Here is a 25,323-nt window from a genome sequence, read left to right on the forward strand (position 1 = left end):
ATGAATGAAAAATGAACATTATTTGTTAAAAATATTCAATCAAATGAACAACTTTTTCACTTATTACTATTAATTAGTAATCAAGAAAATTTGACATCTGATGCTATTGATTATTTGCTCGCTAACTTACCAGACAAATATACTGTTGATTCGTTTGATTTAGCAAATGAAAAGTGAACAAGGGTAGATTTTGTTGAATGAATGAACAAATTGTATTTTACAAATTTAGAAAAAGTAGATTTTCACTTTGTTATTATTAAAAACATAGATTTGGCTCATCCTTCATTAGTCAATTCTTTTTTAAAAATTATTGAAGAACCTCCTAAAGGTGTTAAATTCATTTTTAGTTCCAAAAATGAATTTAAAGTTTTACCTACAATTCGTTCAAGAAGTCAAATTTTTTATTTTAATGAAAAAGAAAACCAAAATATTGTTAAAGATAATTTAGATGCTTGAAAACCTAGTGAATATAATGTTTTTTTTAGTAATATTTTCACCAGCACGAGTGAAGCACAACAACATTTAGAAAATTTTAATAATGATATTTTAGTTGAATTAGAAATTACACTGGTTCAGATAGGGAAACAGGCTTTTAATTTTATTTTAGATTTAGATGAATTGCTTACAAAAGATAACGCTTATATTATTTTGAATTTTTTAATGCATTTTTTTCTAGCTTTAGCAAGTGGTATTTCAAACAAATTAGCTTCAAATACAAAAAAATATTTACACAAAATTAGAAAATGCAATGATTACGAGCAAATGTGTTTAGAAATTATTCAAGTTACTGATAAATTATTACAATCACTAAACACAAATGAAAACTTTCAAATTCAAAAACAGAACTATTTAGTTCGTCTAAACAAGATTATTGACAAATTTTATGAATAAAAAAATAACTTTAGTTGCAACTCCAATTGGAAATTTACAAGATATTTCTTTGCGAGCAATTGAAACCCTAAAAAACTCTGATATTATCCTATGCGAAGACACACGAAATTCATCGATTTTATTAAAGTTTTATAAAATTGATAATGTTAAATTAGCTTCATATCACAAATTTAACGAAACTAAAATGTTAGAAAAAATTGAGCAATGACTCAACTCTAACAACAATATTTCTGTTATCAGCGATGCTGGAATGCCATTAATTTCTGACCCAGGACACACTCTTGTAAATTGGTGCCATAACAATAATATTGAAGTTGATGTTATTGGTGGCGGAAGTGCTGTAATTAATGCTTTTGCTTTGTCTGGATTTCCTATTCCATTCATTTTTAAAGGGTTTTTTGATTCTAGGATTTCTAAAATTCAAAATCAAATTGCTGATTTAAATTATGATACTAGTTATATATTTTTTGTTAGTCCTCACAAATTATTGGAAGTCTTAAAACAAATTGATTTAAAATATCAAGATGAAGTTAAGATATTTTTAGTTAAAGAATTAACTAAAAAATTTCAAAAATATTTTTTAGGTACAGCAAAACAAGTGATTGAATCAATAGGAGAAAATTTTAAAGGTGAATACACAATAATTTTGCAAAAACCAACAAAACCAAAAAGCAAAGTTAAAGTTAATAAATATCAAAATCATTCTAAAACAATGTAAAATAATGTAAAATTTATACACTGATTTTGGAGTGTTAATATGGAAAGAGACTATAGGATTAAAAAAATTTTATTTCATAGAGAAGAGATTGAATCACGTATTGCGGAAGTTGCTAAGTGAATCGAACAAACCTACCAAAATAGTAAAGAAATAGTGATGGTCGCTGTTCTAAAGGGAGGAGTTGTGTTTTTAATGGAGTTAATTAAACACATTAAAAAAGATATTACTATTGATTTTATAATTGCTAAATCTTATTTTGGTGGTGCTCAATCTTCTGGAAGTTTAAAAATTATTACAGATATTGATAGCGATATTAAGGATAAAGATGTTGTTTTAGTGGATGACATATTAGACTCCGGAATTACATTATCTAAAATAAAAGAACATCTTTTACTTAAAAAACCAAAAAGTGTAAAATTAATTACATTATTTAACAAAAAAGTTGATCGCAAATACAATATTGATGTTGATTATTATGGAATTGAAATTCCTAATGAATTTTTAGTGGGTTATGGGCTTGATTATCAAGACAAATTTAGAAATTGGCCATTTGTAGCAGTGTTTGATCCTAATGCTCAAAAAGGAAGTGATAATGATAAAAGTTAATAATGTGAGTTTTAGTTATCTAAATGACATGAACAAATTAGCTCTTGATAATGTTAGTGTTCATATCAAGCAAGGTAAATATTATGCAATTTTAGGTCACAACGGTTCTGGAAAATCAACATTTTCTAAAATTTTGTCTGGTATTTTTAAACCTCAAAAAGGTTCTATTTTTATAGAAGGTGTTGAGCTATCTAAAGAAAATTTACCAATTATTCGTAAAAAAATCGGTATTGTTTTTCAAAATCCTGATAATCAATTTGTAGGTGCAACTGTAGAAGATGATATTGCCTTTAGTTTAGAAAACAATAATGTTGATCCAAAATTAATGCGCAATATTATTGTTGATTTAGCTAAAAAAGTTAATATGGAAAAACATTTATCTCGTGAACCTCAGTTTTTATCTGGTGGACAAAAACAACGAGTAGCTATTGCTTCGATTTTAGCTTTAAATCCTAAAATAATTATTTTTGATGAAATTACTTCAATGCTCGATCCTAAAGGTAAAGCTGATGTAGTCAAAATTTTGGATGAATTACGAAATGATAAAACAAAAACTTTAATTTCCATCACTCATAATATGAATGAAGCTATTTTAGCTGATGAACTAATTGTGTTTGCCAAAGGTAAAATAATTGCTCAAGGCGACCCTAAAACTATTTTAAATGATTCTAAAATTATTGAAATGGCTAAAATTGATTCGCCTTTTATTTACAAACTATCTAGTGCTTTAAACGGTATTGAACCCACATATAACGAAGAGGAATTGCTTAACAAATTATGACAATTAAAACAAAAAATTTAGTCAAAATTTTCGATAAAAAGCTACCAATTGAATTAAAAGCACTCAATGATGTTAGCACAACCATCAAGCAAGGTGAATTTATAGCTATTATCGGGCAAACAGGTTCTGGAAAAACAACCTTTATTCAACATATGAATGCTTTAATATTACCAGATGAAGGACAAATTGAATATTTTTATCGTGAAAATCAACAAATTATTACTAAAAACTTAAACACTTCCGCTGAGCAAGTTTTAAATAATGAGCAACAACAAAAACAAGTTGATCAACATATATTCGTTAAAAAACCAACTTTTTTTAATAAAAAAATTAAAAAAATTAAAGAAGTTAGGCGCCGTATTGGTGTTGTTTTTCAATTTGCTGAATATCAATTGTTTGAACAAACAATTGAGAAAGATATTATTTTTGGCGCTATTTCTATGGGAATAAAAAAAGATGTAGCTATTGAAAAAGCTAAGGAAATGATTAAGTTAGTTGGACTTGATGAATCTTATTTAAAACGTTCACCTTTTGACTTATCTGGAGGACAAAAACGAAGAGTTGCAATTGCTGGAATTTTAGCTATGGACCCAGACATTATTTTTTTTGATGAACCAACAGCTGGTTTGGATCCCGAAGGTACTGTAAAAATGCTTGAAATTTTAGATCAACTAAACAAGCAAGGCAAAACTATTGTTTTAGCAACTCATGATTTAGACAATGTTTTACAATGAACTAAACGCTCATTGTTTTTTAAAGAGGGTAAAATTATTTATGATGGCAATACCTATGATATTTTAAGCAATAATGATTTTTTACTTGAAAACAAAATGTTGCCTACTAATTTATTAAGTTTTGTAGAAAAATTAAAAAAAATTGGTTATGATGTCGGCAATGTCAAATCACTAGATGAGTTAATTACAAAACTTAATATTTTATTAAAGGAGAATTATGCAAATTAGTGTTGCCAAATATGTACCTCGTGACACCATTATTCATAATATGGATGCTCGGCTAAAGATTTTGTTTAATATTTTATTTGCTGTTTTATTTTTTGTTACTACACATTTACTAACTGTGTTTATTTTGCTAGGATTTTCCCTTGTTTTCTTTTATATTACTACAAAAAGAATTAGTCATATTTTTTTGCTAATGAAATTACCACTTGTTATTTTCTTTGTAATGGTAATTTTATATGGTTTTATTATTGATGAAAATAGTATAAATGCAATACTAAATGTTGGTAAAGATGGGGTAAATAATGCTAAATCAGAAAGCATTCTTACAGGATTAAATAATGAAGAAGCAAAAACTTTTTTAAATTGATACTTGATCGATCAACCTAATTTATTAGGTACCAAACTACATTTTTCAATTGGTACATTAGGTATCATTAGAGCAGCCGTACTTGCTATTCGTATTTATGGAATGATTATTTCTACAACCATTTTAACTTACTCTACAAAACCATTTTTATTAACTAGAGCAATAGAAGATTTAATTTTACCTTTAAAAGTATTGTTTATCCCAACACACATAATTGCTATGATAATTTCAATAGCAATTCGTTTTATTCCAACTCTTCTACTAGAAGCTAGTAGAATTATGAAGGCTCAATCCTCTCGTGGGGTTGATTTTAAAAATGGTAAATTTACAGATAAAGTAAAATCTCTAACTACATTAATTATTCCTCTTTTTGTACTCGCATTTTCTCGCGCTGAAGATCTTTCTAATGCTATGGAGGTACGTGGTTACGATCCTTATAGTAAAAGAACAAAGTATCGTAAACTATCTTTTAATAAATTAGACTATTTATTTAGTGTGATTTTTATTTTATTAATTGTACTCACTATTTTAATGGAAACCAACACCATCCCTATTTCTCATTTACCAAAATTTTGACTTTACACAAACCAAAAAATTTAATTTATGGACACACAAGAACAAATTAAAAAAAAAATTTTAGATCTTCAAAATCAAATTAAGCAATGAAATAAAGAGTATTTTGAAGATCAAAACCCATCCGTCGATGACTTGGTTTATGATAATGAACTAAAAAAATTAGAACAATTGGAAAATAAATATTATTTTTTATTTTCTTTAGAAGAATTAAATAACTCTCCTACTAAATTAGTTACAACTAGCCTGAATAGTCAATTCAAAAAAATAAGGCATAGTAAGCCTATGTTGTCATTAGCAAAAGCTTATGATTTTTCAGAATTAAAAAAATGAAATAGCAAAGCTGAAAATTTACTAGGAAAAGAACCTGAATGCTTTGTTGAACCTAAAATTGATGGACTTTCTATTGCACTTTTGTATAAAAATGGCCAACTTGTCCAAGCTTTAACACGAGGCGATGGGGTTTCGGGTGAAGATATTACTGATAACGCTAATAAAATTTCAGATAAATTTATTCCTAAACATATCAATTATTTAGAAGATTTTGAGGTTCGTGGTGAAGTTTTTTTGAGCAAATCGGGTTTCGAAATTTTAAAAGAACAAAATTCTAATATTGCTTTTGCCAATGCCAGAAATGCTGCTAGTGGTATTTTACGTAGATTAAACAAGACAGTTTCAGGAAAAGTAAAAAATCAAAATGATTTTTTACTTTTACAATGTTTTATTTATACAGTTATTCATCCTGAAACACACAATTTAAAAACAGTGGATCAAGCAAATTTATTTTTAAAAAATCTTGGATTTTATACCAACGAATCTAGCAAAAAAGCTAAAAATATTGAACAAGCATTTAATTATATACAAACGCTAAATTCAAAAAGAGAAGATTTAGACTACAATATTGATGGTGTTGTCTTAAAAGTTAATGACTTTAGTATTTATGAACAATTAGGACAAACTTCGAAATTTCCTCATAGTGCTATTGCATACAAGTTTGAAGATTTAATTGCCGAAACCCAACTATTAGATATTTTTGTAACCGTTGGGCGTACTGGTAAAATAACTTATAACGCTAAATTGGTACCTGTTGAACTAAATGGAACAACAGTTAGTGCTGCTATTTTACCTAACTACCCTTTTATTGAAAAATTAAAAATATGTATAAATTCCAAGGTTAAAGTTAAAAAAGCAGGAGAAATTATTCCTCAAATTATTGGTAGTGTGGATGATTTTCCTAAAACAAATTTTTCCAAAGTTATAAATTGTCCAAAATGCAATAGCTTATTACAAGATAGTTCGACTGGAATTGATCAATTTTGTATTAATCCAAATTGTCCAGCAATTATTTTAAAAAAATTGGTTCATTTTTGTTCAAAACAAGCGATGAATATTGCGACTTTAGCAGAAAGTAGATTAAATTCATTAGTTGAAACAAAATTAATTAAAAATAGCTGCGATATTTTTCTTTTAGAACATAAAATGGAAGAAATGTATAAAGTGTTTGCTAAACATAAAGTTAAATTACAAGGCAAATCTATTACTAAGTTTTTAAATGAAATTGCAAATGCAAAAAAAACTGATTTTTATAGATTAATTTTTGCACTGGGCATCAAACATGTTGGACTTACAGCATCTAAGTCATTAGCTCAGTACGCAAATTCTTTATCTGAACTTCGTGCCTTAGATTTTTCTAAATTAATAAATCACTATGATTTTGGGCCTGTTATTATAGAATCCTTACAAGAGTTTTTCACAAACGAATCAAATCAAGAATTTTTAAATTGTTTTGAAACTATAGACTTTCAATTTAGTAATTCAATAAAAAAAGATAAACCTGCTTGAGCCAGTTTTTCAATTACAGGTAAATTGTCCAAAAGACGTGATGAGTTTGTGCAAATCATTGAACAAGCAGGAGCGGAGTTTCATTCTAGTCCAACAAAAAAAACAACATATTTACTAGCTGGTTTAGATGCTGGTTCAAAAGTTGAAAAAGCTATAAAAAACAATACAATTGTATTAGATGAAGATGCTTTTTGAGAGTTAATTGCACAAAAAAATAAATAACAAAATTAAAGATTTTTAATTTTTACTAATAATTCATTGTTTATGTTTTCAGTTACTAAAAAATCATAAATTAGATTAGCAATTGTGTGTTCATAAAGATTATCATTACCACTTTGTATAAATGTTGTTTTAAACAATGTCTTTTTTGAAATAGCATCGACATTAAATAGTGTTTTAATAGATGTTAAAACTGTTTTTAAATTAAAATATTTTAAATAAAAAGTTCAGTCAATATTTTTAAAAATTTCATTTGTATTTAAAATACCTTTATTTTGTTCGTATTTTTGAATTTTTGCCAATAAATTAGAACATTTATTTTCTTGATATTTAATATTATTTTGAGTCACAAATGTATTAAAAGGTATAAAATAACCGCTATGTTTATTTATAAATTCATGGGTTGATATTTTTACATCATTTATTTTAATTTCACCTGTATAAAGTCAAGTTAAAAACTTGATTATTGCTTTATTAGTTTGCATATCACTAGAAACACTTGCAATTATTGATGATCCACCCAATAAATAAGTGCATTTTTTAGTTCCTTTAGTCTCAAAAATAATTTGATTAAATGTTTCAACATTTTTATAATTAGTAAAATTACTAATTTTTTCTGTATTTGTTGATTTATTAGCAAAATATTTTCTAGTAAAATATGAATCTACAGCATAACGCAAACCCACACCTGTTACTATACCAAAAATAGATTTATATTGCAATAAATCATAATTTCCTCATTCATTTTCATAACTTTTTAAAAACTTAACTGAACAAATTTGTTTGCTATATTTATCATTTTTAATTACAAATGAAAAATTTTGCTTAATATTTTTGAGTAAATTAACCAATTTATTTCTATTTTCTTTATCATACCAATGATTTTTAACTTCAAACTTAGATAAAAACATTTTAATTAAATTTTTTTCAGGATAGTCGAATACAAAAATATTTAAATCATTAATTGAATCATTTAATAAGTGCAGTTTTTCTTCAATAAGAGTCAATCCTTGGACAAATTGATTACTAATTAAAATTAATTCTTCAGTAATTCTAAAAAAATTTTTTTTAATTGAAATATTTTTATAAATATCAGAACTAATTGGTTTAACAAAATTTAAAATATTGTTTTTTATACTTTTTTTGTTTGGATTAAAACTATTTTTACTTTTAATGTAAAGATCGTTTTGAAAATCAATTTGAGCTCCACCTGCTTTTAATAATTTAAAAAATAAGTATAAATTATCTAAATTAAATCTTAAGGCATTTATATCAGCTACATTAAAGGGTAAATTATAAAAACCAAAATCTAAATTTGGATTTAATAAATCAACAATAGCTTTATGAAACAAATTGTCTTTTAATTGAGTTTTGTTAAAATCTAAAGCTAAATGATAATTTTTAAGAACATTAGCACTTCATTGGTCAGCTAAAATAATTTGTGGAATTGATTTATTTGAACTAATTTGGTTTTCTAAATAGGAGGCTATATCTGCTTGATTTTTAAAATTATTTAAATCAGATAATTCTAATTTAATAGGTAAAAAATCAGAATCATTTTTAAAGGTCTTATTATAGTAAGGAATTAAACTAATTAAATTTTTATTTGACTTGTATAACGCATTAATAAGTGGTCAGGTAGATTTTTGTGCAGTTAAAAAAACTATTTCTTTTTTCATACCTGTTTAAAATTTTTATTTAATTAAAATTAAATTATTTTATTTTGGAGAAATAAAATTACGTTTTTTACCTCTTCTACGAACAATTCATATAAAAATAATTGTAAAAATTGCTCAAAGCATATGTCTTTTAAAGCGAATTAATTCAACATTAATGTGTTGATGGTAAACATTTCCGAAAATTGCTTCAATATTAGTGATCCGACGACGTAAGGATAGGTCATAAAATAATGATATAACAAAAAATAATGATGATACCACAATAGCTGCAATATATTCATTTGAACCACCATTTAATCAATCTGGTTTCAGGTTTTTAATTCCAGCAAATGAAGCAATTAAAATAATAGATACAATTAATGATAAACCTGTCATTCACATTGCATTTACTTCTTTTAAATTAACTTTTTTAGCAAGCCAAGGAATCATGGGAGGCATCTGAATAATTTGAGAAGAAGCTTCTAATTGACTACGAAATAGTTTGATATTTTTCTTAATTGCAGAGTATTCTTGAAAAGCTTTTGCCATAAAGAAAATAAATATAACACAAGCAAAGGCAGGTATAGCTATAATAGGATCATAGCTTGCTTTATAAGTTCAATTTTGAAAAGCTGGTAAGCTTTGTAATTTTTCAAATCTTCACAATAGTGTAAAAATAACTATAACTAAAATGAATGCAATGAAAATGGCAGCTTTAAAAGGTAAAAAAAATGTTTCCCGACCGAAAATTTTACGAACTTCCTTATTTATAAATTCTTTTCTAGTTTCATTAGCAAGATCTTGTGGATTTTGTTCTAACTGAATATAATCAAAATGTTCTTTTTCAAAAGATTTTTGAAAGTTATTTCTTATATTATTGTACTCTTGTTGAGGGTAAGGTTGTTGAAAATTTTGTTGAGGGTATGCTGGTTGAGCATATCGAGGTTGTGAATGATACTGTGGGTGCCCTTGTTGTGGATAAGGTTGCTCAAAATTTGGTTGAGGATATCCTGGTTGAGCATGGTTTGGTTGGGAAGGATATTGTGGGTATCCTTGCTGAGGATAAGGTTGTTGGGAATTAGGATTAGGTGGTATATAACCTGGTTCCTGTGAATTTTTAAAATTTAAAGATGTTTCTGGATTTGGTTGTCCATATAAATTTGTTTTTTTATTTTTTTTAGAAAATAACCCCATAAAAAGTTCCTTATTTGTCATCAAAATTTGTTTTTAAAATTGCTAAAAATGCTTCTTGTGGCACTTCTACCACTCCAAATGATTTCATTCGTTTTTTTCCAGCTTTTTGTTTTTCTAAAAGTTTTTTTCTTCGAGTTACATCGCCTCCATATAATTTGGCAGTAACATCTTTGCGATAAGCTTTAATTGTTTCTCGAGCAATAACTTTAGAACCAATAACAGCCTGAACCGGAACTTCGAACGAATGTCGCGGAATAATTTCTTTAAGTCGTTCCGTTAAATCCCTAGCTTTTGGATATGCAAAATCTTTGTGAACTATCATTGATAAAGCATCAATTTTTTGTCCGTTTAGTAAAATGTCTAGTTTTACTAATTTTGAAATTTGATAATCTATTATTTCGTATTCGAAAGAGCCATAACCCTTAGAAAGTGATTTTAATTTATCAAAAAAATCAAAAATCACTTCGCAAAGTGGCATTAAATAAACCACTTTTCTTCTTTTATTGTCAATGTATTCTAAATTTTGGTAAATTCCTCGTTTATCTTGACAAAGCCCCATAATGGTTCCTAAATATTCATCTGGTACCAAAATAGTTGCTTGAATAAATGGTTCAGAAATTGATTCAATTGTAGAGGGATCTGGGAAAGAAGATGGGTTGGAGATCTTTACAGACTCACCATTAGTTTTTTGAACAATGAATTCAACAGAAGGAGCTGTTGCGATTACAGAAAGATTGAATTCACGTTCAAGTCTTTCTTGCAAAATTTCCATATGTAATAAACCTAAAAAACCAATTCGAAATCCAAAACCTAATGCTTTGGATGAGTCTGGTTGGTAAATAATTGATGAATCAGATAAAGCTATTTTTTCTAATGAATCCTTTAATAAATTATAATCCTGTGAGTCTGTTGGATAAAAACCAGCATACATAACTGGAACCATTTTTTTATAACCAGGAAGTGGATTTGCGGCTGGTTGATCAACTAAAGTTATTGTATCACCAACTGCAACATCTTTGGCATTTCGAATTGATGCTGCAATTCAACCAACTTCTCCAGTTTGCAATAAATCTTTTTTCACTTCATCTGGTCTTCTAATTCCGAGTTCAATAACATGAAAACGGTTATTATTAGACATAAATTTAAAGTGATCACCTACTTTGATTTGACCAGAAACTATTCTAACAAAAATAATCACACCACGATAAATATCAAAGTATGAATCAAAAACTAATGCTTGTAAAGGTTTATTAGAATTATCTTTTGGTGATGGAACATTATTAACAATAGCATCTAAAACTTTATCAATATTAATTCCATTTTTTGCAGAAATTAGCACAGCATTATCAGTGGGTAAACCAATTATATTTTCAATTTGAGCTTTAACTGCATCTACATCAGAAGATGGTAAATCTATTTTATTGATAATAGGTATGATTTCCAGGTTGTTTTCAAGGGCCAAATAAACATTAGCAAGTGTTTGAGCTTGAATGCCTTGAGTTGCATCAACTAAAAGAAGCACACCCTCTGTAGCAGCTAGTGACCTTGAAACTTCATATGTAAAATCCACATGACCCGGGGTGTCAATTAAATGAAAAATGTAATCCTGATATTTAATTTGAACAGCATTTAACTTAATAGTAATTCCACGTTCCTTTTCAAGATCCATTGAATCTAAGTGTTGTTCTTTTAAATCTCGTTTTGAAATTGTGTTAGTAAATTCTAAAATACGGTCAGCTAGCGTAGACTTTCCATGATCGATGTGAGCAATAATTGCAAAATTACGAATTTTTTTAATATCCATTTTAGTAACTATCTAAATAAGGTAAAAATATTGATTCTAGTGTCACTGAAATAGAAAACTAACACTGCTAAAATTAATAATAGCACTAAAGCAATAGATGCAATTAAAGTAGTTATGGCAAATTTAAAACCTCGTTTATTTTGACGAATTTTATTTTTAGCCATATTAGCATAAATCACATCCGAAACACTAGTATAAGCTGGAGTTTCAACAACTTTTTGCTTTTTTTTCATAATTCAATTTTTAACTAAAAGCTTAAATTAAGCAACTTTGTCTTTCAAAGCTTTAGAAGCTTTGAACTTGACCACAGTTTTAGCTGGAACAATTATTTTACTTTGAGTTAAAGGATTGATAGATTCTGTTGCATCTTTGTGAATCCCTTGAAAAGTTCCAAAAGAATTAATTACTAATTTTTCTTCTTTTTTAACCACTTCAGTAGTTATAGCGAAAAATTCTGTTAAAACTTGATCAATATCTTTAGATTTAAGTGATGTTCTTTCACTAATAGCTTCAATAAGTTCTTTTTTGTTCATAATAATTCCTTTTTTTGTTTAATTTATTAATTTTACTTTATTTTATTGTCTTTTTATCTTTTTTAATGATTATTTTCAAATTAAATAAACATTGTTATTTATTTTTTTCTTTATTTTTATAAATAATATTTAATGGACAACCCTCAAAACCAAAATATTTACGAAGTTGATTTTCAATATACCTTTGATATGAAAAATGAATTAACTTCTTATCATTAACACTAAATACAAAAGTAGGTACTTTACCATTGACTTGTTGACCAAAATAAATGTTTAATCTTTTACCAGCGACAGATCTAGGTGGTTGCATTGTTAAAATTTCAAGCAAAAAACGATTAATAGAACTTGTTGGAACTTTTTTATTCAAATTTTGAACAACTTCAACTATTTTTTGTTCTAGTTTGTGGACTTTTTCACCAGTTTTTCCTGAAATAAAAACAATTGGCGCTCATTCAATAAATTTGTAATTTTTCTGAATTTTTTTCACAAATTCAACTTGAGTTTGAGTTTCTTTTTCAATTAAATCCCACTTATTAATTACTAAAATTATAGGTTTTTGTTTTTCAAAGGCAAACCCACAAACCCTAGAATCAAAATGTGATAAATTTTGAGTTGCATCAATTAAAACTAAAGTAATATCAGCTTCATCAAGGGCCTTAAAAGCACGCAAAAGTGCATAAAAATCAATAGAATCTGCAATTTTACTTTTTTTAATAATCCCAGCAGTATCTATAATTTCAAAGTCAATATCACCAATTTTTCACTTAGCTTTAATTGCATCTCTAGTAGTGCCAGCAATTGCTGAAACAATTGCGCGATTAGATTTGGTAAGTTTATTTAAAAGTGTTGATTTTCCTGCATTTGGACGCCCAATAATTGATAACTTGATTTCATTGCTTTCAGTTTTTTGACTAAAATCCAAGTTATTTAAAACTTCATCAAGTAAATTACCAATTCCGCTACCGTGAATAGCTGAAATAGGAAAAATTGTTTCAAAACCTAAACCATAAATACTTGTGTCAAAGTTTTGATTACTTTCTAGTTTGTTTGCTGCCAAAATTATTTTTTTGTTGGATTTACGAAGTAAATCAACAACAAAAAAATCGTCAGCATCTATTTCTGCCCGACCGTCAAGTAAAAAAATTATTATATCTGCTTCTTCAATAGCAACTTTGGCTTGAATTTGAATTAAATCTTGAAAACTACGATTTTCTAATTCAATTCCACCTGTATCAATTAAATTAAAAAACTTACCAGCTCAAGTTGCTTTTCCATAAATTCTGTCACGAGTAACACCTGGAGTAGCATCTGTGATAGAAATTTTTTGACCAATAATTTTATTAAAAAGTGTTGATTTACCAACATTTGGTTTACCAATAAGTGCAACAGTATTAGTCATTTTAATTTAATTTCGCATTAATTAATTTAGATATTTGTTCAACAACTTGGTCAAAATTTAAATGAGTTGAATCAATAAAAATAGAATCTTCTGTTTTTTGCAAAGGATCTAATTGGCGATGAGTATCATTGTAATCTCTTTTTTCAATTTCTTTTCAAACTTTATCTAAATTAGTTTCTAAATTTAATTCACCATTTTGTTTCACACGCCTTAAGGCTCTTGTTCTAGAATCTGCTCATAAAAAAATTTTGAGTTCAGCATTTGGCATAATATTATAAGTAGTATCCCTACCCTCCATAATCACGCCTTTGTTAATTGTTTGAAAATTTTTTAAAATTTCGTTAATATCATTACGAATTTTACTGTATTTAGCAATAATAGATGATTTTTGAGAAATAATATCATCTCTTAAAAAAGATGTTACATTTACACCTTCAATAAAAATATCACCATTCATTTTAAGGTCTAATTTACTATTAGACCATTTAGAGCAAACTAGATGTTCGTTGTGAAGATTAATTTTGTGGCTATTTAAATAATAAGCAATTGCTCGATACAAAGAACCCGTGTTAATAAACAAATAATTAAATTTATTTGCTATTGTTTTAGCAATGGTAGACTTACCCGCTCCCGAAGGCCCATCAATAGCAATATTAATTTTTTTAGTCATCTAGCTCCTTGTAAACTCTATTATTTTTAATATATTATACTAAAAATCTCTAAGCCATTTGCTTTTTATTTTATCATTGACTTCGCTAAATATTTCATTTAATTTTTCTTTTTGCTTGTTATTAAATTCTGGAACATAAAATACAAGATGAACTTTTAAATCACCAACAATTCTTGAATTTCTAGGATCTGGTGCACCAGCCCCCACAATAGTTAAAACATCTCCTGATTTATTTGAGTCACGAAGCTTTAAGCTTTTTATCCCTGTGGGACTAGGAACTTCTACAACATTTTCAGAAATTACATCAACAATGGAAACTGGTAAGTTAATATGAATATCATTGTTTGCTCGGGTGTAATGTTTATGTTCTTTAACACGAACTATTAAATAAAGATCACCATTTTGACCACCATTGGAACCTGGTTCACCAAAACCTGTCATACGAATTTTAGTGCCATCTTTAATTCCTGCAGGAATATCTATTGTAACTTCTTGAGTTCCTTTGACAAATGTTTGTCCCGAACATGCTCTACATTTGTGAGTAATTACTTTACCTTGACCACTACAACGATGACAAGCTGATTTGTTTTGAACTCGTCCAAACCCTGGAACAGATATATTTTCAACTATTGTTCCAGATCCACCACAACTTCCACAAACTTGGATGTCAGTTGGTGAATTTGCACCTGTACCATTACAACTTCCACATTTTTCGTATTTGTTAAATTTTTGTTTAAAACTTGTTCCCAAAATCGAATCAACAAAATCAATTTGAATGGAAGCGCTTAAATCATCACCTTCAGTTGGATAATTTTGTCTTGCTCGCGAAGAACCAAAACCACCAAATCCAAAACCAGAAAATAAATCTGAAAAAATATCAGAAAATCCACCAAAACCTTGACCAAAACCTTGTTCAAAAGCCTGATGTCCATATTGGTCATATTGGCTTCTTTTTTCTGGATCGGAAAGAATTTCATACGCTTCTTGAACTTCTTTAAATTGTTGTTCAACAACTTTTTTTTCACTTTCAGATTTGTCATTGTTTTTATCTGGGTGGTATTTATTAACTAAAACACGATATGCTTTTTTGATTTCACTGATGTCAGCAGTTTTTGAAACACCTAAAACTTGGTAATAATCTTTTTTGCTCATAATAGTTTGTTAATTTTAGCAAAAATATTGTATAAGTGCTAAAAAATTTATATTTTGTTAAAAATAAATTAAATTTTTGTTTTTTAAAAACCCTCAAAAAATAAATGATTTTTTTATTTTGATTGTTTTATAATAATACTAAATGAAGCAAATCAAATCATTACTAGATTCTGAAAAAAAAACTTTAAATATCTATGTTTGTGGGCCAACTGTCTATGATCATGTTCATATAGGGAATTTAAGACCTATGATAATTTTTGATGTTTTAACATCAGTATGAAAATTTTTGGGTAAAGACATTAACTTTTTATTGAATATCACAGATATTGATGACAAAATTATTCAAAAAGCTATAAATACACAACAAAGTGAAGAAAATATTGCTAACATTTATTTGCAGAGTTATTTGGAAATTTTAAAAATATATAATATTTCTTTTCCTACAAAAATTTGAAGAGTAACTGACAAATTAGAGGAAATTATTAACTACATTTCTCTTTTAAAAAAACAAGGTTTTACTTATGAAAACGAAAAGGGAGATTTGATGTTTTTAACAGAAAAGCTGTCTAATTATGGGACAATTTCAAGACAAAATCTTTCAAAATTATTATCAAATAATACAAAAGATAGAGATTTTGTTCTTTGAAAAAAAACTAAAGTCGGAATTACATATAATTCACCTTTTGGTAAAGGTAGACCTGGTTGACACACCGAATGTTGCGCCATGATTTGAAATTATTTTGGTGATTCAATTGATATTCATGGTGGTGGTGTGGATTTGGTTTTCCCTCATCACGAAAATGAAAATGCTCAACATTATGCTTTATTTTCTAAAGATATTACAAAATATTGACTTAGAGTTGGAAGTCTTACAAACAATGGGCAAAAAATGTCTAAATCATTAGGTAACTTTATTTATGCAAAAGATTTTTCTCAAAAATATAACCCCGATATTTTAAGATCTTTATTTTTATCTTCTGGATTTCAATCACCTGTAGACATTAAAGATGATATTTTAAAAAATAATAAAAAAGTTATAGAAAACTATAGAGTTAGTTTTTATAATTTTTTAACAGAAAATTACACACCAAACTATGAAATAGTAAATGAAATTTTAAAAAATTTTGCATACTTAAATTTTTCAGTAGCTAATTCATTAATTTCCAAAGCCTTACAAAAAAAAGATCATGGATCTTTAGCTATAGTTTTTAAGACACTTGGTTTTGGCTTTGCAAGTCGTTCTTTAAGTGAAGAAGATAAATTAAACTATCAAATGTGAAAAAAATTTAAAGAGGAAAAAAACTATGAAAAAAGTGATAAACTACGTGAAAAACTATGAAAAAAATTTATTTTTTCATAAATAAATCTACTCTTTTAAAGAAACGAGAATAAATATGCTTAAATTTGTTTGTGGTAAAAATTCTATACTAGATGCAATAAGTAATAATTTAGTGTTTAAAATTATTTATATTAGCAAAAAAACTGATAGCAAATTTTTTACCAATCAAAAAATTCAATTAGTAACTACAGAGTTTTTAAACTCTCTAACCAAGGCGAATCACCAAGGATTTGTAGGAATTTTAGAAAATGCTAAATTCTTCCCTTTGGATGTAATTGCTAAGGATCTCCCTAAAGCAATTTTGATTTTAGACCATATTCAAGATCAGCAAAATTTAGGTGCTATTTTGCGCACCGCTAATGCTGCAGGTTTAAAACATATTATTCTGCCTAAAGACAGAGCTGCTAGTATTTCTGAAGTTACTTTAAAAATTTCATCAGGAGGTTTTGTTGGGCTTAAATTTATTGTAGTTTCATCCTTGTTAGCGGCTGTTACAACCTTAAAAAAACAAGGTTTTTGGATTTATGCTTCATCATTAGAACATAAAAGTAACTCTATCTATAATTGACATCCTAATTTGCCAGCAGCTATAATAGTTGGTAATGAGTCCAAAGGCATTAGTAAAACCTTGTTAAATCAAGCTGATGAGTGTATATATATTCCTATGGAAGGGACTGTGCAATCACTTAACGTTTCAGTTGCAACAGGAATTATCTTATTCAATTTCAATAACAATATAAAAGGAAAATAAAATGATCGATAATGACAAATACAGAAATAATAAAGAACTTACCAAAACCTTTCTTTCATACGCAAATTTAATTTCATCGTGTGCCAAACAAATTATTCGAAAGTTTCCTCATGTCCCTTTAACTTGAGAAGATTTATTTAATCATGCAATTAATTATATCGCTGATTTAGCAGAAAAATTTGACCCTAGTTATGGGATTCCTAAATCTACTTATTTAGTATTTAATATCAAATTGCAAATGATGGGTTATTGCACCACATTTACAAACAAAAATAATCAAATTATGAATTGAGCTGCTCCTTTAGATGAAGAATTTGTTGCCCAAAACTTTTATGTTAATGATTTTGATTCTGATTTTGAATTAAAAGATATCATGAATAGATTAACTAAAGACTTAGATGGTTTGGAGTCAGAAATTTTTCATTTATCTTTTATAAAAAACAAATCAACTAAAGAAATTGCTAAATTAACAGGAGTAACTTCGCAAAAAATTAATCAAATAATTAAAAAATTTAGAGAAAAAATCAATGAATACATTCTTTAAAAAATAATTTTTGTTAAAATTTTATAAAATGAAAAAGAAAATTTTATTGAGTTGTAGTGTTTGTAATTCTAGAAATTACTCTACAAACAAATCAATAAGTGAGCGATTGATATTACAAAAATTTTGTTCTAAATGCAATGCTAAAAGATTACACAAAGAGGAAAAATAATGGAAAGTATAGACAAGGCCACTGTTCAACAAGAAACAAATGAAACTTTAAAAACAAAAAAGTCTAGAAAACCTAAACGCTACTTTTTCCGTTTGTTCTTTAAAGAAATGAAAAGAGTTAAATGACCTGAAGGATCATATACTTTTAAAAGCGTTTCTAAAGTATTAATTTTTTCTATTGTATTGATGTTAATATTTTTTGGAATTTCAATTGCAGCAGCACTATTATGAAACCACACAGGAGTTGGAATAAATTAGAATTTTATGAGCAAACCACATTGATATATGATTTCTACCATTTCTGGTAAGGAAGATACAGCAATTTCATTGCTAAAACATAGAATTAAAAACGAAAATTTACAAGAATTTTTTGAAGAAATTGTTAAATTTGATGTACCTCAATTAGTGCCAAAAGCACCTGGTTCAACACAAACTAAGGTAAAAGAGGTCAACTTATTTAAAGGTTACTTTTTTATTAAGATGCAAATGGTTGACCAAGCTTGATATGTTGTTAGAAATACACAATATATTACTGGTCTAATTGGTTCCCATGGTAAAGGAGCAAAACCTACACCAATTTCAGACAATCAATACGAAAAAATGAAACAAAATTGAATTAATAAATTAAAAGAATTCGAGGAAACAAATGGTATTTCTTTAGATTTTAAAATTAATGATTTTGTTAAAGTTATTAGCGGCCCATTTAAAGATGATATTGGTCAAGTTATTAAAATAGAAAATAACAAAACTGTTGCCCGTGTTCGCCTAGACAACATTTTTGGACGTAGTGCGGAAGTTGATTTTCCTGTTGCTACTTTAGAAAAAATAAGTGTAAATTAAATTTATTTTTTAAATTTAACCATAAATTTATTATAGAGTCAAAAAATAAAAAAACCTATACCTATTGTTGAAAATAATACTACTGGTATTAATCAATAATAGGTTTTTTTATTTAGAAAAGCACTTTTTTGTTTAGTGATTTTGGAAGATTCTGCACTTTCATTAATAATTTTTATTTTATTATTCCCTGATAATTGAAATGTTAAAGGTTCTATTTTTAAGCTTTGAGATTTTAAACCTGGATTGTTTTTAAAATTATTAATAACTTCATCTAAATTTGCAAGATGAATAAAATTAGTTGAATCTAAATTATTTTTTAAAAGTTCATTGCTAATTTTATTTTTTAATTCTATTTCAAAATTAGGATTGTTTTTAGTGCTAATTGTTATATTATCTAAATTAATACTTGATAAATCTGATACTTTAGAAACATTTAAATTTCCAACAATATTAACTAATTCAATATTTGTGCTACCATAAATTTGGTTGTTAAGATTATCTAAAACTCTAAGTTGTAATAGAAAAATTTGATGTGGTATTTTGTCAAATTTTTCAATATTATTTATTGCTTTTAGTAAAATATTTTCAAAATCTAAAATATGTCAATTTACACCATATATTCAATTGTTATTTTTTCAGTTTTGATTAATCATTTTTAAAACAAATTCTTTAGCTTGTTCTAAATTATCAATTCCGGTTAAATTAATTTGTTTTAAATCTAAATTTTCAAAAATATTTGTAAAATTTGAATCATCTATTTTATCATTAATATCTTTTCAAAATAATTTATTTTTTGAAATATAAAATTGATTTTGATAATCAGATTTTACAACAAATTCAGCCATTACTATATCACCCTCTTTTTCAAAATTAACATCTAATTTGTCTCAATTTGGTATGTTTTTAAGTAATTTATAAACTTCTTCAGTTGTTTGATTTGTTTGAATTTTGTCTTCTAATTGACTTATTTCAATTTCTATTTTATCTTCATTTTTTAAGTTATTTGGCTTGAAATTTCTAATAGTTATCGAATCTATGTCTACCAAATTTTTAAATTTATCTTTTGGATTAAGTGTTGTAATATCTAATTTTAAATCATAGGTTCCATCATTATTTTTGCTAAATCTAGTTAAATTTAACTCTAAATTGCTTAAATTTGAGTTATCCTGTAAAAGCAAAGATAACAATTTTTTAGCATTTTTCTCTGAAATAGCTGGCTCATTATTATCATTTAGTGAAATAAAATCTGAAGCTATTTCTGAAATATTTCATTTTTGTTCTAATTTATTTGGTGTTGTTCTATAAAAAGTTTTAAATAATTCTTGATTAATAAAACTTTTTCAATAAATTAAAATTTTTTCATAACTTAACTGTTCAATTGTTTTAGGATTTAATTTTCTATTTACTAAATATTTTTTTAGTTTAGCGCCCGCTTCAGATTCTCAAAAAGGAGTTATAACTTGATTTTGAAAAACATTAGTAAACAATTGCTTGTTGTCTTCTTGACCAATTGCCACAATTTTGTATGATGTTGTTCCTTTTGGAAATTGAGATGTAAAAAGCCAAATACCAGATGTAGAAAAATAATTATTTTCATTTTGACTAACTTTAATTGGTGTTGCTATTTTATTATTAAACATCGCAAGTTCCAAATTTGTTTTATTATTTTCATTAATAGAATAATAAAAATTACTAGTTTCTAAATTTTCTATTGCATTATTTACTTGTAAAATAGCACCTTTACCACTCACACTTGCTTCTGCTATAAAACCAAAATTAGTTTCTTGATGGTTTTGAAATTCTTTAATTTTACTTGGAAGTTGATTAAAAAAAGTATTACTTGGTAAATTATCTAAATTGGAACCAATAGAAACTCAAACAATTTGCTTTTTAGTTCCTGTTTTAGGATCTAATAATGGGTCAAAATCAGGATTTTCAATTTTATTTCCTAAAGAATCTATTAAAAAGTCACCATTTTCATCTGTTAAAAATGGTGTTATTAATTTTTTTTGTTCAATATTTTTATCTGGGTTTCAAGCAAATCATTTTATATCTAAAACAGAATTAGCAACTTTTATTATCACATCAATTTGATAAATTGCTAATAATTTCTCATTTTCTTCTTGATTAGAATTTTTATCAAATTGCTTTACTTCAATTTTATATTCATTTGTGTTTTTGAAACTTTCTTTTTGTGATAATCTCAAATCTTCTAAATTAAAATGAAAACTTTGATCTAAAACATCAACAGGTTGCTCATTGATATATAAAATTTCATTTTCTTGTTTGCTTGCAAAAAATGATACATCTACGTTGTTATGAAACTCTCACTTACCCCCATATTTGAAACCATAAGAATTTTTACGAATTGGGTGTTGTGGTTCTTCTACTAACTTAGGTTCATCATCCACCAATTCATAATGATTATCTTCTTTATAAACCTTATTTGGTGTTAGAATTAATCTTTTTTCAAGTTCTTGAGAAAGTTCGTAAACTGTTGAAGGAAAAACTATTTTTACTTTGGGGTTTAAAACATATGTATATCTTTGTCTATTTTGTGGATGATCAAACTTAATAACAAAAGCTAAATTTTTGTTATCTAAAACCATATATTCTATTCGTGAATTATAAGACCTACCATTTCATTGATTACTAAAATTTGTTAATTTTTCGTCAATAACTTCAGCACTTTTTTTAATTTGTTCTTCCAAACTAACCACTTGATTAAGTGGGATATCAAGTCTTTTATTGATATTTAGTATATTTTTTGGAACAACTTGATTATTAAAAGCAAATTTAGAACTTTCTAAAAAATTTTTTAAATTTGCATCAGGTCTAAAACCAACATGATAATATGAGTATTTTAATGTAAGAGTGGCTGAAAAATCAAAAAAGTAATTTTCACTATTTAGAACATTAATTTTATAATTAATATCTCAAATTTTTAAATTAGAATTAGTAGGTTCTTTAAGAATTTTTTCAAATTTTTCAATAGCTTTTTGATTTAAAAATTTACTTATTTCAAAAGTTATTTTATTATTAATTTGAATTTTTAAATCAACATTTTTTAAAAAATTTAAATTACGAACACCTCTGATTGAAAAATTATTGTTTTTAACATAATTCTCTCAATATCAATTAGATGCTATTGAAAAATTTCAATTATTACAACTTTTAAAACTATAGCACTGGTTATTGTGTGAATTTTGATATCATGATGTTTTTAATGAATTTTGATTAAATCAATTATCAAATTGAGATTGTTGAATAAATTCTGAATTAAAACGCCTAGTTTCTGTTTGTCCTGTTCCTGGGTTTCACAAATAGGAAAAAGAATTACTTTCCTTTTTAAAAGTCCCTGGAAAAACATGTTGAAAAGTTGCATTAATTTCTTTATAACCACCTTCATCAAAAGCATCGGGGTCAAAATTTTGAATATCAAGTGGGGCTTGAGAAATAAAAATTAATGGCATTGACATTAAAGTTATAATTCCTATTTTTTTAGTCATTGGTATCTTCCTTTTTTTCAAACTTATTTCCTTGATCAAAAAATAATTGTTTTTCTAATTCATTAAAATAGCTAGAACATAAATAACGCTCATTACTATTGATGGAAAAAATAAAATCACCTATTTGAGCTAAGGCAAGAAATCTTTTTTCTTCAGTTGTTAGTCCACCGGATGAAGTAAAAAGTTTGTCTACCTTTTCAATATCATTATTTTTTAAGTTAAAAAAGAAGGAATATTGACAATTTTCTATAATTGCTTCGCTTTTTCTAGCTTGTTCTCCACTAATTGCAAAATCTCCTGGATTTTGTGTGGTTATCATTATTGCTCCATTGTATTTTCTAATTGTTTTTGATATTTTAAAAAGAAAATCTAAAGCAATTGTGTTATTTTCATCAATAAATTTATGAGCTTCATCTACAACTAAAAGTATTTTTTTATCTTTATGATAATTACTAGCAATTCGACCTTCAATATAAGACAAAATAAGAAAAAATCCTGCTTGATATACACGTTTTTCTAAATGCATTAATGTTGCAACATTGAAAATAGTTAAATTTTTTGCTAAATTTAATTCGCTTGATTTACCATTAAATAATTTGCTTAATTTTCCTGGTTTTTCAAATTCATAAATCAGTGTTGCAAGAGTGATTGATTTATCTTTTGAAGTCAAATAATCAAAATTTTGCTTTTTAAATAAAAAAATTAAATCAGTTATTGTTGGAAATTTATCACTGTCCAATGTTGTTATGTCTTCTTTTATTTCATAAAAGCCTAATTCATTGTAAAGTTTATTTATAACTTCTATAATGGACATAATTAAATTATGTTTTAAGTTTGGTAATAAAATTGTAAAAAATTTTTCTAAGGTTTGCAGATGAAAAACTATTGTTTCATAATTATTAAATTCTAATAAATTCACAGATTTGATTTGTGGAGTAAAAACTTTTTGAATTTGTAAAGGGTTAAAAATAGTGGTTGAATCGCTTCCAAAATTAATAATATTACCTTTAGTAAAATTGGCAAGTTTTCAATACTCGTTTTGTGGATCTAAAACAACAACTGCGTTATCAACACCCAAATTGTAAGTAATAAGCTTTTTTGTTATTGTGGATTTACCAGCCCCTGAAGTTCCTAAAATAAAAGTATTAGAATTTTTTCTATCTTGATTTTGTTTAAAAAGATCAAAAAATAAAGGGCTATAATCATTTTTTGAAGTTGCAATAATATTGAAATTATTATCATTAAAAGTTCTACTAATAAAAGGCACTCCAAAAGCAATGTTACTTGCTGGCATTTCAATTTCTTCATGTAACAAATTAGCAAAACGAAAATAAAGTTGAGTAAAAGCTTGAAGTTGTCTGTATTTCAGTGTGTTTATTGTTGCACCTATGTTTTTTAAATTATTTTTATTAATAGTTTCAGACTCTTTTAATTGTTCAAGTGAATTTGCATAATTTAAAAATAAAAAAGTTGAATAAAAAATTTCTTCTTTTGAACTACCAGCTACATCGACAATTTGTTCAAGTGCCATTTGTTCATTTTGAGTTTGTGATTTTAGTACTACATTTCTGTTTTCGTTTAAGTTAGATTCTAAATTTTTAGCTCCTCTATTAAAACTTACTTCTTTTTGCTGAGAAGTTAATCTAGATAAATGTCATATAACGTTGCTATCTGAAGCAAAAAGTTGTGCTGCTCACCCTAAGGGCAATCGAAAAGGGTACTCATTTATACTTTGAATTGAAAAAAAATTATCATTTATTTTAAAATAATTTTTAAACCAACGAATTTTTTCTTGACTTAAATATTTTGAAATACTATCACCTTGAATAATTGATTTATAGTTTTCTTTATCTAATTTATCAAAATAATTAAAGCATTTAACATTAATATTCAATAAATCTTCAACGGTTAGTTGACTTGTTTTAAAACCTGAAATAGCAATATTAGAACTTAATAAATTTAATTGTTGAACTAAAGTTTGAATATTTTTTTCATAAATCACAATAAAATATTTGTGTTGCAAATAGGTATCAAAATTAACAATATCTTGACTATAATTTTTACACAAATCTAAACTTAATTTTTCAGAACAAATATTAAATGTTTTATTCAAAAAAATTTTATTTTTACTTAAATCATTTTGTTCAGCTATTTTAATAATAGTAATTTTATTGCTCACAGCATTCAAAGCTATAGTTATCTGTTCTAAAATTTGTTCAATTTTTTGAGAACCAATGCTAAAAATATCTTGACCTTTTAACTCAATCCCGGCTATAAATCCACCCGGAATTTTAATAAATTTTTTTTCAAATTTAATATAAGGAACTAAATTTTGAGTGTTTGCATTGCTTTTGGCTAATCTAGAATAAATTTTTGGTCTTGAATGAAAAAGAATGCAATATCATAAAATTTTATAACCTTTTAAATTTCAATTTTTATAGTGCTTTACAAGCGGTATTGCTGTTATTGTAAAAATAATAAATGTTAAAAGCATTTTTCATAAAACCAATACTTTTTCACCAATGTTAAATCCAATACTAGCTGCAAGAAAAAACAAACCTAATAATATTGGTAAATCCAAAAGTGTAATTCGTTTAAAAATATAAATTTGTACATTTTTAATTCGTTTATTTTGCAGTTTCATACTAAGTTGTTAATTATTTTTCCTTTTTTATTTTGATTAATCGTTGGGTTTTCCATCTTCTTCTAAATTTTTGGTTTTTTTAGTTTTTCTTTTCTTAGTTGGCTCTCCTTTTGTTTGTTCGTCTTTTTCTATTTTTTTTCTTCCTCTTGTTTTTTTAGGAGA

General features: G+C 26.3%; 23 protein-coding genes. 13 read left to right on the forward strand and 10 right to left on the reverse strand.

What is annotated here, in order from left to right; all coding sequences use genetic code 4:
- The 7 genes from ACJHWB_RS02790 to ligA are packed head-to-tail and all read left to right on the forward strand — an operon-like array spanning position 1 to position 6,959.
- Positions 1-891, forward strand: coding sequence for a hypothetical protein (locus ACJHWB_RS02790; protein ID WP_483132979.1), 891 nt, complete (start codon positions 1-3; stop codon positions 889-891).
- Entirely contained in the window at positions 884-1,609 is a 726-nt protein-coding gene (gene rsmI / locus ACJHWB_RS02795; RefSeq protein WP_483132980.1) for a 16S rRNA (cytidine(1402)-2'-O)-methyltransferase, read from the forward strand. The genes ACJHWB_RS02790 and rsmI overlap by 8 nt, the downstream gene beginning before the upstream one ends.
- Positions 1,610-1,648: 39 nt before the next feature.
- Entirely contained in the window at positions 1,649-2,215 is a 567-nt protein-coding gene (gene hpt, locus ACJHWB_RS02800; RefSeq protein ID WP_483132981.1) for a hypoxanthine phosphoribosyltransferase, read from the forward strand.
- Positions 2,202-3,017 carry an energy-coupling factor transporter ATPase gene (locus ACJHWB_RS02805; RefSeq protein WP_483132982.1) on the forward strand — a complete coding sequence of 272 codons (816 nt, stop codon included), beginning with the start codon at positions 2,202-2,204 and terminating at the stop codon, positions 3,015-3,017. The genes hpt and ACJHWB_RS02805 overlap by 14 nt, the downstream gene beginning before the upstream one ends.
- Positions 2,993-3,958, forward strand: a complete 966-nt coding sequence (locus tag ACJHWB_RS02810) for an ATP-binding cassette domain-containing protein (RefSeq protein ID WP_483132983.1) — start codon at positions 2,993-2,995, stop codon at positions 3,956-3,958. The genes ACJHWB_RS02805 and ACJHWB_RS02810 overlap by 25 nt, the downstream gene beginning before the upstream one ends.
- Positions 3,948-4,922: an energy-coupling factor transporter transmembrane component T family protein gene (locus tag ACJHWB_RS02815; RefSeq protein WP_483132984.1), complete on the forward strand. Its 975-nt coding sequence runs from the start codon at positions 3,948-3,950 to the stop codon at positions 4,920-4,922. The genes ACJHWB_RS02810 and ACJHWB_RS02815 overlap by 11 nt, the downstream gene beginning before the upstream one ends.
- A 3-nt stretch (positions 4,923-4,925) precedes the next feature.
- Entirely contained in the window at positions 4,926-6,959 is a 2,034-nt protein-coding gene (gene ligA / locus ACJHWB_RS02820; protein WP_483132985.1) for an NAD-dependent DNA ligase LigA, read from the forward strand.
- 5 nt (positions 6,960-6,964) lie between these two features.
- Here the strand turns inward: ligA and ACJHWB_RS02825 are convergent, their stop codons facing one another.
- The 8 genes from ACJHWB_RS02825 to ACJHWB_RS02860 all read right to left on the reverse strand — a co-directional run bounded on the left by ACJHWB_RS02825 (position 6,965) and on the right by ACJHWB_RS02860 (position 15,366).
- On the reverse strand, positions 6,965-8,635 hold the full coding sequence (locus ACJHWB_RS02825) for a hypothetical protein (RefSeq protein ID WP_483132986.1): 1,671 nt from the start codon (positions 8,633-8,635) through the stop codon (positions 6,965-6,967).
- A 39-nt stretch (positions 8,636-8,674) separates the two neighbouring features.
- Entirely contained in the window at positions 8,675-9,808 is a 1,134-nt protein-coding gene (locus tag ACJHWB_RS02830) for an MSC_0882 family membrane protein (protein WP_483132987.1), read from the reverse strand.
- A gap of 10 nt (positions 9,809-9,818) precedes the next feature.
- Positions 9,819-11,612: a translation elongation factor 4 gene (gene lepA, locus ACJHWB_RS02835; RefSeq protein WP_483132988.1), complete on the reverse strand. Its 1,794-nt coding sequence runs from the start codon at positions 11,610-11,612 to the stop codon at positions 9,819-9,821.
- An 8-nt stretch (positions 11,613-11,620) separates the two neighbouring features.
- Complete coding sequence (locus tag ACJHWB_RS02840; RefSeq protein ID WP_483132989.1) at positions 11,621-11,845, reverse strand: hypothetical protein; 225 nt, start codon at positions 11,843-11,845, stop codon at positions 11,621-11,623.
- A 27-nt stretch (positions 11,846-11,872) separates the two neighbouring features.
- Positions 11,873-12,145: an HU family DNA-binding protein gene (locus tag ACJHWB_RS02845; RefSeq protein ID WP_483132990.1), complete on the reverse strand. Its 273-nt coding sequence runs from the start codon at positions 12,143-12,145 to the stop codon at positions 11,873-11,875.
- 94 nt (positions 12,146-12,239) lie between these two features.
- Positions 12,240-13,544 (reverse strand): ribosome biogenesis GTPase Der, encoded by a 1,305-nt coding sequence (gene der, locus ACJHWB_RS02850; RefSeq protein ID WP_483132991.1) that lies wholly within the window; start codon positions 13,542-13,544, stop codon positions 12,240-12,242.
- A 1-nt stretch (position 13,545) separates the two neighbouring features.
- Positions 13,546-14,214 (reverse strand): (d)CMP kinase, encoded by a 669-nt coding sequence (cmk, locus tag ACJHWB_RS02855; RefSeq protein WP_483132992.1) that lies wholly within the window; start codon positions 14,212-14,214, stop codon positions 13,546-13,548.
- 39 nt (positions 14,215-14,253) lie between these two features.
- Positions 14,254-15,366, reverse strand: coding sequence for a DnaJ C-terminal domain-containing protein (locus ACJHWB_RS02860; protein WP_483132993.1), 1,113 nt, complete (start codon positions 15,364-15,366; stop codon positions 14,254-14,256).
- Between the two features lie 142 nt (positions 15,367-15,508).
- On the opposite strand from ACJHWB_RS02860, the gene cysS reads away from it, so the two are divergent.
- From cysS to nusG, 6 genes are read left to right on the forward strand one after another with little or no spacing between them, the layout of a single operon-like run.
- Positions 15,509-16,726, forward strand: coding sequence for a cysteine--tRNA ligase (cysS, locus tag ACJHWB_RS02865; RefSeq protein ID WP_483132994.1), 1,218 nt, complete (start codon positions 15,509-15,511; stop codon positions 16,724-16,726).
- A gap of 34 nt (positions 16,727-16,760) precedes the next feature.
- Positions 16,761-17,456 (forward strand): 23S rRNA (guanosine(2251)-2'-O)-methyltransferase RlmB, encoded by a 696-nt coding sequence (rlmB, locus tag ACJHWB_RS02870; RefSeq protein WP_483132995.1) that lies wholly within the window; start codon positions 16,761-16,763, stop codon positions 17,454-17,456.
- Position 17,457: 1 nt separating this feature from the next.
- A complete protein-coding gene (locus tag ACJHWB_RS02875; protein ID WP_483132996.1) occupies positions 17,458-18,000 on the forward strand; it encodes a sigma-70 family RNA polymerase sigma factor in 543 nt (180 codons plus the stop codon).
- Positions 18,001-18,028: 28 nt separating this feature from the next.
- On the forward strand, positions 18,029-18,169 hold the full coding sequence (gene rpmG / locus ACJHWB_RS02880; protein WP_483132997.1) for a 50S ribosomal protein L33: 141 nt from the start codon (positions 18,029-18,031) through the stop codon (positions 18,167-18,169).
- Positions 18,169-18,426: a preprotein translocase subunit SecE gene (secE, locus tag ACJHWB_RS02885; RefSeq protein WP_483132998.1), complete on the forward strand. Its 258-nt coding sequence runs from the start codon at positions 18,169-18,171 to the stop codon at positions 18,424-18,426. The genes rpmG and secE overlap by 1 nt, the downstream gene beginning before the upstream one ends.
- A gap of 6 nt (positions 18,427-18,432) precedes the next feature.
- Complete coding sequence (gene nusG / locus ACJHWB_RS02890; RefSeq protein ID WP_483132999.1) at positions 18,433-19,008, forward strand: transcription termination/antitermination protein NusG; 576 nt, start codon at positions 18,433-18,435, stop codon at positions 19,006-19,008.
- Positions 19,009-19,010: 2 nt separating this feature from the next.
- Here the strand turns inward: nusG and ACJHWB_RS02895 are convergent, their stop codons facing one another.
- Positions 19,011-22,517, reverse strand: coding sequence for an Mbov_0399 family ICE element protein (locus ACJHWB_RS02895; protein ID WP_483133000.1), 3,507 nt, complete (start codon positions 22,515-22,517; stop codon positions 19,011-19,013).
- Positions 22,510-25,161 (reverse strand): Mbov_0397 family ICE element conjugal transfer ATPase, encoded by a 2,652-nt coding sequence (locus ACJHWB_RS02900; protein ID WP_483133001.1) that lies wholly within the window; start codon positions 25,159-25,161, stop codon positions 22,510-22,512. Before ACJHWB_RS02900 ends, ACJHWB_RS02895 begins: the two co-directional genes overlap by 8 nt.
- Between the last annotated feature and the right edge of the window lie 162 nt (positions 25,162-25,323).

This window comes from Mesomycoplasma sp. (assembly GCF_056854695.1).